Annotated in this window: 7 protein-coding genes and 1 pseudogene; 3 read left to right on the forward strand and 5 right to left on the reverse strand. The window is 73.6% G+C overall.

Translation table 11 applies throughout. The features are described 5' to 3' along the window. Positions 1-163 precede the first annotated feature (163 nt). Positions 164-1,480, forward strand: a complete 1,317-nt coding sequence (locus VR45_RS24250; protein ID WP_078896792.1) for a DUF3533 domain-containing protein — start codon at positions 164-166, stop codon at positions 1,478-1,480. A gap of 96 nt (positions 1,481-1,576) precedes the next feature. Here the strand turns inward: VR45_RS24250 and VR45_RS24255 are convergent, their stop codons facing one another. From VR45_RS24255 to VR45_RS24275, 5 genes and pseudogenes are all read right to left on the reverse strand, one after another. Continuing rightward, a complete protein-coding gene (locus VR45_RS24255) occupies positions 1,577-2,920 on the reverse strand; it encodes a M1 family metallopeptidase (protein ID WP_045941946.1) in 1,344 nt (447 codons plus the stop codon). Between the two features lie 129 nt (positions 2,921-3,049). Continuing rightward, positions 3,050-6,801: pseudogene (locus tag VR45_RS24260) on the reverse strand (Pls/PosA family non-ribosomal peptide synthetase). Between the two features lie 564 nt (positions 6,802-7,365). Next, a complete protein-coding gene (locus tag VR45_RS24265) occupies positions 7,366-8,232 on the reverse strand; it encodes an NmrA family NAD(P)-binding protein (protein WP_045941947.1) in 867 nt (288 codons plus the stop codon). A gap of 43 nt (positions 8,233-8,275) precedes the next feature. Beyond that, the gene (locus tag VR45_RS50145; protein WP_286163461.1) at positions 8,276-8,773 is read right to left on the reverse strand and encodes a hypothetical protein; all 498 of its coding nucleotides are present in this window, start codon (positions 8,771-8,773) and stop codon (positions 8,276-8,278) included. A 145-nt stretch (positions 8,774-8,918) separates the two neighbouring features. Continuing rightward, positions 8,919-9,440: a MarR family transcriptional regulator gene (locus tag VR45_RS24275; RefSeq protein ID WP_045941948.1), complete on the reverse strand. Its 522-nt coding sequence runs from the start codon at positions 9,438-9,440 to the stop codon at positions 8,919-8,921. Between the two features lie 262 nt (positions 9,441-9,702). On the opposite strand from VR45_RS24275, the gene VR45_RS24280 reads away from it, so the two are divergent. Together VR45_RS24280 and VR45_RS24285 are read left to right on the forward strand one after the other, a co-directional pair. After that, a complete protein-coding gene (locus VR45_RS24280) occupies positions 9,703-11,337 on the forward strand; it encodes an FAD-binding oxidoreductase (RefSeq protein ID WP_052709338.1) in 1,635 nt (544 codons plus the stop codon). A 161-nt stretch (positions 11,338-11,498) separates the two neighbouring features. Then, the gene (locus VR45_RS24285; RefSeq protein WP_052709339.1) at positions 11,499-12,110 is read left to right on the forward strand and encodes a peptidase inhibitor family I36 protein; all 612 of its coding nucleotides are present in this window, start codon (positions 11,499-11,501) and stop codon (positions 12,108-12,110) included. Positions 12,111-12,128: the final 18 nt, after the last annotated feature.

Consider the following 12,128-nt stretch of genomic DNA (forward strand, 5'->3'; position numbering starts at 1 on the left):
CCACGCCCCTGACACCCGGTCGGCTCCCGCCGGACGCCGGGGCGTACGGACGCCCGGACGCCGGGCGTACGGGCGCGCGGGTGACCCCGGCGGCGTGGCGCCGACCCCCGTCCGCGCCCGGCTCCTAGGGTCCGTCTGACCGCCGACCACCCTACGGAGCGTCATGCCCTCCCAGCCCGAGCCGACCCTGCCCGAGCCGCGCCGGCCCGAACCGCCCACCGGCGTCAAGGCGCGCCGGGTGCTCCGCAATCCCCGGATCTGGGTGGTCCCCGGCGTCCTGGTCGGACTGCTCAGTCTGCTGATGTCGCTGCTCTACCTCGGCGGCATCCTCGACCCCCGCGGTGATCTGCACGACCTCCCGATCGCGCTGGTGAACACCGACCGCGGCGCCACCGTCGCCGGACAGCAGCAGAACCTCGGCGAACAGGTCGTCACCGGGATCGCCACCGCCCCCGGCCAGGGCGACGCGGTGTCCTGGCGGCAGCTCGACGAGGCGACGGCGAAGGAGCAGTTGGCCTCCGGCAAGATCTACGGGGCGCTCCAGGTGCCGCCCGAGTTCACCGCCACCGTCGCCGCCCTCGGGGGCGCCAGCGAGCGTCCCGCGCGCCCCACCGTGCTCCAGTACACCAACCCGGGTGTCGGCAGTCTGGGCTCCTCGCTGGCCGCCCAGATCGGCCAGCAGGCCGTCCACCAGGCCTCGCTGGCCCTCGGCGCCAGGCTCGCCGCGCTGCCGCAGGCCCAGGGCGCGGGCGACGCGGCCCGGCTGCTGATCGCCGATCCGATCGCCCTCACCACCACGGTCGGCCACCCGATCGGCAACCGCAGCGGACTCGGGCTCTCCGCCTTCTACTACACCCTGCTGCTCGTGCTGGCGGGCTTCTTCGGCGCCAACATCATCGGCAACGGCGTCGACGTCGCACTCGGCTACGCGGACAACGAGGTCGGCCCCTGTCTCTTATACACATCTCCGGTGGTGCCGATCAGCCGCACCAGCACCCTCGCCGTCAAGTGCGCGATGTCGGTGGGCCTGTCGCTGCTGACCTCCTCGCTGATCATGCTGGCGGCGGCGGTGATCCTCGACATGGACGCCGACCACCTGCCGCTGCTGTGGATCTTCTCGGTCTGCGCCAGCAGCGCGGTCGGCCTCGGCGTCCAGGCGATCAACGCGGCTTTCGGCGGCCTCGGCCTGCTGATCAGCATGTTCGTCTTCATCGTACTGGGCCTGCCGTCCTCCGGCGCGACGATCCCGCTGGACGCGCTGCCGTCGTTCTACCGGTTCCTCTCGCTCTTCGAGCCGATGCGCCAGCTCACCGACGGCGTGCGGGCGATCCTGTTCTTCGACGCGCAGGCGGACGCGGGCCTGACCCGGGCCTGGGTCTGGATCGCCATCGGCACCGTCGCGGCACTGCTCTTCGGCTTCGCGATGACCCGCTACTACGACCGCAAGGGCCTGCACCGCACCGTCCCCGAGCTGGCCTGAGCCTGCGCCCGAGCCCGGGAACGGAACAACGACGACGGGAACAACGGGGACGGGAACAACCGCGACGGGAACAACGGCGACGGGACCGCGCGGGCGTCAGCCGGCCGGCAGCGGCGGCAGCTCGGGCCGCCACAGCCAGGCGTCGAACAGGCCCTCCAGCGGCGTCCGCGCGTACCGTGCGGCGTGCGCGACGAAGTCCGCCGTGGTGACCACCCCGTGGCGGTGGAACGCCGCCCAGTCCTTGAGCATCCGGAAGAACGCGGTGTCCCCGAGCGTCAGCCGCAGCGCGTGCACCACCAGACCGCCGCGCTGGTACAGCCGGTCGTCGAACATCAGCTTGCGGCCCGGGTCGGCCAGCCGGAGGTCCTGCGGCAGCCCGGCCAGCAGCCGGTGCGCGTACAGGGCCCGCGCGGCCGCCGTCGGCCCGCCCGAACGCTCCGACCAGAGCCACTCGGCGTACTTGGCCAGCCCCTCGTTCAGCCAGATGTGGCTCCAGTCGCCGATCGAGACGCTGTTGCCGAACCACTGGTGCGCCAGCTCGTGGGCGATCAGCCGCTCCCGCTCCCAGCCGCCGCCCAGGTGGTTGGTGCCGAAGGTCGCCACCCCCTGCGCCTCCACCGGCACGTCCAGCTCCTCGTCGGCGACCACCACCGTGTACTCGCCGAACGGGTACGGGCCGAACACCTCGCCGAAGTAGGCCATCATCCTCGGCTGCCGCCCGAAGTCCGCGGCGAACGCTCCGGCCAGCCGCTCCGGCACGTACCCGGTCTGAGGCACCTCGGGGTGCTCGGCCAGCGGCACCGGCCGGTACGGGCCGATCGAGACCGTCACCAGGTAGGTCGAGGTCGGCGCGGACTGCTCGTACACCCAGGTGGTGCTGGACGACCGGGTGGTGCGGGTCAGCAGCCGGCCGCCCACCACCACGGTGTACGGGGACGGCGTGGTGACCGCTATCTGGTACGTGGCCTTGTCCGCCGGCCGGTCGTTGCACGGGAACCAGGACGGTGCCCCGACCGGCTGGCTGGCCACCAGCGCGCCGTCGGTCAGCTCCTCCCAGCCCAGACCGCCCCAGGGGCTGCGGACCGGCCGGGGATTGCCGGTGTAGTGCACCTCCACGGTGAAGGCCGCGCCGGCCGACAGGGCCTTCACCGGGCGCACCCGCAGCTTGCCCGCCCGATGGGTGTAGCGGGCCGGCCTGCCGTCCACCAGCACCCGGCCGATCCGGAAGTCCGCGAGGTCGAGCGCGAACTCGCTCAGCGCCGTCGCCGCGACGGCGCTCAGCCGGGCCGTGCCGCCCAGCCGGTTGGGGCCGGGCCGGTAGTCGAGCGCCAGCTCGTACCGGTGGACCCGGTAGCGGGGATCCCCGCTGCCCGGGAAGTACGGGTCCGGCAGGGCGACGGGCTGCGAGGGCTGCGGGGACTGCGCCGGGCTGTGGTTCACCGGGTCGTACGCTCCTGGAACACGGGGTGGACGGAACAGGGGATGGACGGGGACGGGGGACGGCGGGCGCCGACCGGACGCCCGAGGGGCCGGACGGGGCGAACCCCGGCCGGCCCCCCGGGACGGCGGTCAGGACGTGGCCTGCCACACCTCGATCGGGTTGCCGAGCCACCTGGAGTCGGCGGGCACCGACTCGGCACGCATCACCAGCGAGGCCGGACCCAGCGTGCTGCGCGCGCCCACCGTACTGCCCGGCAGCACGATGCCGCCGGGCCCCAGGGTGGCGCCCTCGCGCAGGACGACAGTATCCATCCGCATGATCCGGTCGTGGAAGAGGTGGGTCTGCACCACACAGCCCCGGTTGACCGACACCCCGTCGCCGAGGGTGACCAGGTCCGCCTCCGGCAGCCAGTAGCTCTCGCACCACACGCCGCGCCCGACCTTCGCGCCGAGCGCCCGCAGCCACAGGTTCAGCACCGGGGTACCCGGCACCGCGCCCACCAGCCACGGCACCGCCAGCACCTCGACGAAGGTGTCCGCCAGCTCGTTGCGCCACACGAAGCCGCTCCACAGCGGGTGCTCCACCGCCCGGAAGCGGCCGACCAGCAGCCACTTCGCCGCCACCGCGACCGCGCACGCCACCGTGCCCGAGGCCAGCAGCACCGGACCGGACAGCAGCGCCGCCGCGAGCGGCGACCACGCCACCGCCAGCCAGGACAGCGCGGCCAGCGTCAGCATGCCCAGCGCGCCCGAGGCCAGCACCGGCAGCAGCCGGCACACCTCGACCAGCCCGCGCGCCCACAGCAGCCGGGCCGGCGGCTCGTAGGTCAGGCTCTGGTCCGCCCGGTCGGCCGAGCGGGGCAGCCGCACCGGCGGCATGCCCAGGTACGAGCCGCCCTTCTTCGCCTTCGCCGGCGTCGCCGACAGCACGCCGACCAGACCGCGCTTGGGCACCGAGCGGCCCGGCGCGGTCATCCCCGAGTTGCCGAGGAACGCCCGGTCGCCGACCTTCGCCTCACCCAGCCGCACCCAGCCGCCGCCCAGCTCGTACGGCGCCATCAGGGTGTCGTCGGCCAGGAACGCGCCGTCGCCGACGGTGGTCAGGCTCGGCAGCGCCAGCACCGTGGACACCTCCGCGTGCCGCCCGACCCGCATGCCCAGCGCCCGCAGCCACAGCGGCGTGACCAGGCCCGCGTACAGCGGGAACAGCACCTCCCGGGCCTGGTCCATCAGCTGGGTGACCGTCCAGGCCTGCCAGCCGACCCGGCCGTACAGCGGGTGCACACCGGGCTCCAGGCCGATCGACAGCACTCGCACCGCGGCGACCAGCTGCGCCGCGTACACCACGCCGAACGCCAGCACGGCCGGCAGCAGACCGAGCAGGGCGCCGCCGAGCGCGCCGCCCAGACCGTCCGCCGGGTCGACGAACGGGGCCAGCACCGCCACGCCGGCCACCGCCGGGAGCAGCGGCAGCAGGCTCAGCGCGGTGCCGCTCAGGCCGAACAGCGCGGACCAGCGGGCCCGGCGCACCGGGCGCTCCTTCGGCCAGGTGCGCTCGGCCCGGCCCAGCTTGACGGCGGGCGCGCCGCCCCAGCGCTGGCCGGTCGGGACGTGACCGGTGACGCTGGAGCCGGCCACGACGTGCGCCCGCTTGCCGATCCGGGCGCCCGGCAGCAGGGTCGAGCGGGTGCCGACCACGGCCCCCGAACCCACCTTGAGCTGGCCGACCTCCAGCCGGTCGCCGTCCACCCAGTAGCCGTTGAGGTCCACCTCGGCCTCCACCGCGCAGCCCCGGCCCAGCTTGAGCATGCCGGTGATCGGCGGCAGCGCGTGCAGGTCGACCTCCTCGCCGACCTTGGCGCCGAGCGCCCAGCCGCTCGGCGGCCCACAGCCGCAGGTGGACGCCGCCGCCGCGGGGGTAGCTGCCGGGCCGCAGGCCGCGCAGCAGCAGCCGGGCGCCGCCGGCCCCGATCGCCAGCCGGCCCGCCGGGGTGAACAGCACCGCCGCGAGCGGGACGACCGCCCACCACGAGGCGGTCGGCGCCCAGGCGAAGCCGTCCAGGTGCGAGAGCAGATTGCCGAGCGCCAGCAGCGCCGCCGTCCAGCGCAGGCCGACCACGGTGAACAGCGGGAGCAGCAGGAGCAGCTGGAGCAGCTTGGCGCGGGTCGGCACCGGGTCGACGGTCCGGGCCTCGCCGGTGCCGGGCGAGGTGCGCTCCAGGTGCCGGGCGAGCTTGCGCAGCGTCGGGTTCTGGTAGATGTCCAGGACCGCCGCGTTCGGGTAGCGGGCGCGGAGCAGGGTGGTCAGCCGGGCGGCGGCCAGGCTGCCGCCGCCGATCGCGAAGAAGTCCTCCCGGGAGCCGCTCACCGGCACCCCGAGGATCTCCGTCCACTGCTCGGCCAGCCAGGCCTCGGTGCCGTACAGCTGCTCGGTCGGCCCGGTGGACTCCAGCTCGGGCAGCGGCCAGGGCAGCGCGTTGCGGTCCACCTTGCCGGAGGTGCGGGTGGGCAGGGTGTCGACCGGGGCCAGCAGCGGGACGAGCGCGGCGGGCAGCTCGGCGCGCAGTCGCTGCACCGCCTGCTCCCGGTCCCAGCCCTCGCCGGTCACCAGGTAGCCGACCAGCAGCTGGTTGCCCGCCGCGCGCGGTCCGCACGGCCGCGGCGGCGCCGGCCACGCCGGGCAGCGCCTGGAGCGCCGCGTCGACCTCGCCGAGCTCGATCCGGCGGCCGCCGAGCTTGATCTGCTCGTCGGCGCGGCCCAGGAACAGCAGGCCCTCCGGGTCGGCCTGGACCAGGTCGCCGCTGCGGTAGGCGCGCTCCCAGCCCATCGAGGGCAGCGGCGCGTACTTCTCGGCGTCCTTCTCCGGGTCCAGGTAGCGGGCCAGGCCGACGCCGCCGATCACCAGCTGGCCGGTCCCGCCGGGGGCGACCGGCTCGCCGGCCTCGTCGACCACGACGAGGTCCCAGCCGTCCAGCGGCAGGCCGATCCGCACCGGGCCCTCGCCCGTCAGCAGCGCCCCGCAGGCGACCACGGTGGCCTCGGTGGGACCGTAGGTGTTCCACACCTCGCGGCCCTCGGTGACCACCCGCTGCACCAGCTCGGGCGGGCAGGCCTCGCCGCCGAAGATCAGCAGCCGGACCTCGTTCAGCGCCTCGGCCGGCCACAGCGCGGCCAGCGTCGGCACGGTGGAGACCACGGTGATCTCCTGCTCGGCCAGCCAGGGGCCGAGGTCGGCGCCGCTGCGCACCTGGGAGCGGGGGACGGGCACCAGGCAGGCGCCGTGCCGCCAGGCCAGCCACATCTCCTCGCAGGAGGCGTCGAAGGCGACCGACAGGCCGGCCATCACCCGGTCGCCGGGGCCGATCGGCTCGTCCTGGAGGAAGAGCGCGGCCTCGGCGTCGACGAAGGCGGCGGCGTTGCGGTGGGTGACGGCGACGCCCTTGGGGCGGCCGGTCGAGCCCGAGGTGAAGATGATCCAGGCATCGTCGGCGGGGCCGGGGCGGTGCCCGCCGGGAGTCTGGTCGGCGAGCGGCTCGCGGGCCTCGCCGGTGAGGGTGAGCGCGCGCTCGGCGCCGAGCACGGCCGCGACGGCGGCCTCCTCGAAGACCAGCTGGGCGCGCTCGTCCGGGTCCTCGGCGTCCACCGGGACGTAGGCGGCGCCGGCGGCGAGCACGGCGAGCACGGAGACGTAGAGGTCGTTGGTGCCCGAGGGGACCCGGACGCCGACCCGGTCGCCGCGGCCGATGCCGGCGGCGGCGAGGCGGCGGCGCAGCTGCTCGACCTCGGTGGCCAGGGCCCGGTAGCCGAGCACGGTGCGGCCGTCGTCGAGGGCGGGCTCGGCGGGGTACTGCCGGGCGGTCGCGTCGAGGATGTCGATCAGGGTGCGTGGGGCGGGGGCCGGCCGGCCGGGGTAGTGGGCCTGCTTCTCGGCGGCGGTGTCCCGGTCGGTGGTGCCGCCGTCGGCGGGCGCGTCCGCGCCCGGTTCCCGGCTGGGTTCGGCTGTCATCAGTGGCGTGTGCTCCTAGGTCTCGCCCCGTCCCGATGGATCTTCCGGCCCTTGGGGGCGGTGGGAGCACTCGCCTGATCCGGGTGATCCCACTCCGGGGCCGGAGCGGACAACCCAACCGATGGTAGCCCGGTCCGGTGAACCGCACACTGGCCGACACTCCGCCCAACTGGCCCTTGAGTGGCCGAATCTGACGGCATGTCAGGTCACAACTGAGGCCCCTTCGATCGGATGTGACGGGCCGTCATTCATTTTGACGGACCGTCAGGTCGATTTTCCGACCGTGACCCATGCCACATCCGGACCGCTCCTCGCGGGTGACGGAGCCGCTTCCCGGGGGTCACGAAGCCGTTCCCTCGGGGGTGACGGGCCCGCCGCCGGGGGTGCGGCGGGCCCGTCCGAGTCTGCTCCGGGGAGTCGCGGAACCGCGTGGGCGGGTCAGCGGAACAGGTCGAGGTGCTCCCCGAGGAATGCTTCCAGGGTACGGGGGGCGCGCCCGATCAGCCGGGTGGCGGCATCGTCCGGGCTCTCCGGGCGCTCCACGGCGAGCCGCTGGATCTCGACCACGTGGGCGGCCAGCCAGTCCGGCATCCCGGACCGGGCGACCAGCTGGGCGTGCAGTTCGGCGGGCGGCAGGTTCACGGCGCGCACCGGCCGGCCACGCAGCGTGCCCAGCAGCTCGGCGATCTCCGGGTGGCTGTACGCCCGGCCGCCGGTCAGCGGGATGTCGCCGCCGGCCGTGTCGGGGCGGGTGAGCACCGCCGCGGCGACATCGCCGATGTCCCGGCAGTCGATGTAGTTGCACCGGGCGCCGTCCAGCGCACCGAGGATCACCCCGGCGGCGGAGACCCCGGGCGCGATCAGCAGCAGCTTCTGCATGAACGCGTACGGGCGGAGCACGGTGGTGGTGATGTCGTAGGACCGCAGCCGCTGCTCGATCAGGTGGTGGCCGCGGGAGACGGCGACCGGGGAGTCGGGCTCGGCGGCCGGTGCGGAGACCTTGACGATGTGCTCCACGCCGAGGACCACGGCCAGGTCCACGGTGCGCAGCTCGTGCTCGACCTGCTGCGGACCGTTCTCCATGGTGAGGAAGAGCTGTGTCGTCCCCTTGAGGGCGGCGCGCATCGAGGCGGGGTCGCCGGCGTCGGCGGCCGTCGCCTCGACCAGTCCGCGGGTGTGCGGGTCGAGTCCCGCCAGCAGGCGCTCGGGGTCCCGGCTGAGGGCACGGACCGGGACGTCCTGGGCGGCGAGGCTGCGCAGGGTGGCGCCGCCGGTGGCGCCGGACGCGCCCATGATGGTGATCATGCGGGTGGTGCTCCTTCGGTAGGGGTGGCGGTGCGGGAGCGGGTCAGTGGGCGCGCCGGCGGCGGGGGAGCGAGACCCGCCAGCGCCAGGTGGTCATGGTCGCCGCGATCGCGGCGGACAGCGGGAGGTCGATGCGCAGCCGGCCCGGCCACGGGCTGTCGGCCAGCGCCGGTATCCGGGGCAGCAGCTCGGCGGCCGCCAGGCCGACGGCGAGGGCGAGGACGGCGCAGCCGAGGCCGAAGGCGAGGGCGCGCAGCGGGATCGGCCCGCGGGCGGCCCAGGAGTCGGCGGACCGGCGCCGGTGCCGGAGGCCGACCAGGGTGGCGACCAGGGCCGAGGTGCCGGCGATGGTGGTGAGGGCCGCGATCCTGAGCTCCGACTGACCGGTGGCGATGCCGCCGGCGGTGGCCATCACGGCGGGCGCCGCGTAGGCGATCAGGACCTCGCGCCAGAGCACGAAGCGGGGCCGGGCGGCGGGGTCGGGGGTGGTGTCGGCGGAGGTGTCGGGGGTGGTGGGTCGCTGCTGGGTTCTGCCGGGCATGGGGTCGTCCAAGTGATTAGGAGGCTAATTATAGGTGTTCGGTGGGCCAACAATGGGGTGGTGAAAGGGCTCGTACTGTCGCAGGGCGGGTGGGTGGTCGGCCTGTGGTGGGTCGGCCTGTGGCGGGTCGGTCGTCAGTCGTCCGTCAGTCGTCCGTCAGTGCGGACATGCCCTCGACCAGTCGGGCCAGCAGGTCGAGGAAGACCGTGCGCTCCTCGACGGAGAGCCCGGCGACCATCGACTGCATCCGGTCGAAATGCTCGGGTGCCATGTCGCGCAGCCGCTGGGCGCCCCGCGCGGTCAGTATCACCACATTGCCCCGCCCGTCCTCGACGGACGGGCGCCGGGTGACCAGGCCGTCCCGCTCCAGCCCGTCGACCAGGCCGGTCACGGTCGCGCGGGAGACCCCGAGTGCGGATGCCAGCTGCGAGGGCGATTTCTCGCCGCCGTGGTCCTCCAGCTCGGCCAGCAGCCGGTAGCGCCCGGTGGACAGGCCGAAGCGGGCGAAGTGGGCCTCGCCGGCCTGGCCGAGCCGCGCACCGGCGGCCATCAGTCGCGCCGCGACCAGGACCGCCTGCGGATCGGCGGCCAGGCCGTACCGGGAGAGCTGTCGGCGGGCCTGGTCGAGCGAGGGTGCGCCGTTGCCGGCCGGGTGCTGCTGAGCCATGAAAGTAATATGGCGCCTAACCTGATCTCCCGTCAAGCGCCTCTTCGGACCGAGGGAAACCCCCGTCTCGCTCCGGGCTGTGGAGCGGGGCCGGGGGGCCGCCCCGGAAGTGGGAGGGGCAGGTGTCGATGGGCAATTGCCTGTGCATGGCCAGAATTCGTCTACATACGGTCACATTTATTTGTAAACAATGGATTCCTCGGGCATTCCTTGCTAGCGTTCGCCCGCCCACCTGTCGGAGTCGGGAAAGACGGTCCCAGGAATGCGCAACGAATTCTCCCGCCGCGGTTTCCTCGGCAGCACCGGAATGGTCGCCGCCGGAGCCTCCGCCGCCTCGCTCGGCCTGGCCGCCGGCGCCGCCGGCCCAGCCTCGGCCCAACCCGTCGAACAGCCCGAGGGCTGGACGGTCTTCCCCCCGGACTCCCGCTACGAGACGCTCAGCCAGGGCTTCAATCAGCGCTGGAGCAGCCGCCCGGCGTACATCCGGCTGGTCGGCAACGAGGCGGACGCGGTGACGGAGCTGCGTTCGGCGCTCGACCGCGGGCTGCGGCCGACGGTGCGCGGCGGCGGCCACTGCTACGAGGGCTTCGTCGACAACGACAAGGGCGTCATCCTCGATCTCAGCACCCTGCGCGGGGTCCGGGCGGGGACCGACAAGTACGGCGGCGCCACCTACTCCGTCGAGGGCGGCGCCACCAACTGGGACGTGTACACCACGCTCTTCCGCGAGTACGGAGTGACCATTCCGGCCGGGTCCTGCTACTCGGTCGGCGCCGGCGGCCACATCTGCGGCGGCGGGTACGGGCTGCTCTCCCGGCGGCACGGGCTGACCGTCGACCACCTGGTCCAGGTCGACGTGGTGACGGTCCGGGGCGGTGTGGTCGAGGTGACCCGGGCGCACCGCGGCGACCCCCCTGGCTCGCCCGAGCACGAGCTGTTCTGGGCCCACACCGGGGGCGGCGGCGGGAACTTCGGCGTGGTGCTCCGTTACCACTTCGCCCACGCGCTGCCGGCGCCGCCGCCCAGGGTCTGGCTCAGCAGCGTCGCCTGGAAGTGGGCCGACCTGCTCAAGCACCCCGAGGACTTCCGCACCCTGCTGAACAACTTCGGCGCCTTCTTCGCCGAGCACAGCGGCCCCGCGGAGAAGGTGTACCGCGGACTGTTCTCCATCCTCCACCTCACCCACCACTCGAACGGGAACCTCGTCCTGTTCAGCCAGTGGGACGAGGAGGACCCGGCGCCGCTGGACGCGTTCCTCGCCCGGGTGGAGCGCGGGATGCGAGCCAAGTCGACCGCGCAGACCAACGGCGTCGGCGGGCTCTACCTGCCCTACCCGGACAAGCGCCGCCAACTTCCCTGGTTCCAGGCGACCATGACGCTCAACGGCTCCGGTCCCAACCAGCGCGGCAAGTACAAGTCGGCCTACCACCGCAGGGCGTTCACCCCCGCCCAGATCGACGCCTGGTGGACCTGGCTCACCAAGGACGTCGAGGGCCTCGACCTCACCCAGACACTGGTCCAGATCGACTCCTACGGCTGCCAGGTGAACACCCGGGGCGCCGCCGAGACCGCCGTCCCGCAGCGCGACTCGGTCATGAAGCTCCAGTACCAGACCTACTGGACCGACCGGAGCGACGACGCCGCCCACCTGGCCTACCTGAGCGGCCTCTACCGGGACACCTACCGGGCGACCGGCGGCATCCCGGAGATCGACACCGACACCGACGGCGCCTACGTCAACTACCCGGACGTCGACCTGGGCACCACCGCCGACAAGCAGCCGGCCTACCAGCGGCTCTACTACAAGGCGAACTACCGCCGACTGCAGAAGGCCAAGGACACCTGGGACCACAAGAACGTCTTCCACCACGCCCAGTCGGTCACCCTGCCGTCCTGACCGTACCGGTCGTACCGGTCGTACCGGTCGGATCGGGTCGGATCAGAGGGAAGCGCGACGGCCGCCGGGGCCAGTGGCAACCGGCGGCACGCATTCCTACAAGACCCCCGCTGCCACCCCCGGACAGGATGGACTTCCGAAGGACCACGCAAGGAGGTTGCATGATGGAACGCCTGCACGTGGGAACCATGAAGAAGCGTCTGCTGGCAGCACCCTTCGCCCTCGCGGCCGCCCTGGCGGTGTGCGTCGCCCCCGCCGCGACGGCCGCGACCACCGCCACCGACCCTGGCACTGCTCGCGCGGGCTTCTCCGCACAGGCCCGCAGCCTCGGACTGGACGCCTCCCAGGCCAAGGACCTGCAGGCCCGGGTCGACGGCTACCTCGCCAAGACCCCCGGGGCGAGCCAGGTGGCCGCCAACAAGATCACCCTGGCCGGGGGCGGTGAGCTGCTGCTCCCTCTGCCGGGGGAGGAGCGAGCCCGCGACCTGGGTGCCGCGGGCGGCAGCCAGCCGCTGGCCGCCAGCTGCCCGTACACCTATGTGTGCGCGTACAGCGGCGAGAACTTCACCGGCGAGGAACTGCGCCTCTTCACCTGCGACTACCTGGTTGGCATCAAGTGGGTCGGGACCGGGTCGTGGATCAACAACCAGCGGTCCACTCTGTACGCCAGGTTCTACGACCGCAATGGCAACGTCGGCTGGACCTCACCCGGTGGCTACAGCGAGGACCGCCACGCCCCCTGGGGCTGGGTCTATTGGCTCAGCCCCTGCTAGGGGTTGTCTGACAATTCG

Source organism: Streptomyces sp. NRRL S-495 (assembly GCF_000966955.1).
Taxonomy (GTDB): Bacteria; Actinomycetota; Actinomycetes; order Streptomycetales; family Streptomycetaceae; genus Kitasatospora; species Kitasatospora purpeofusca.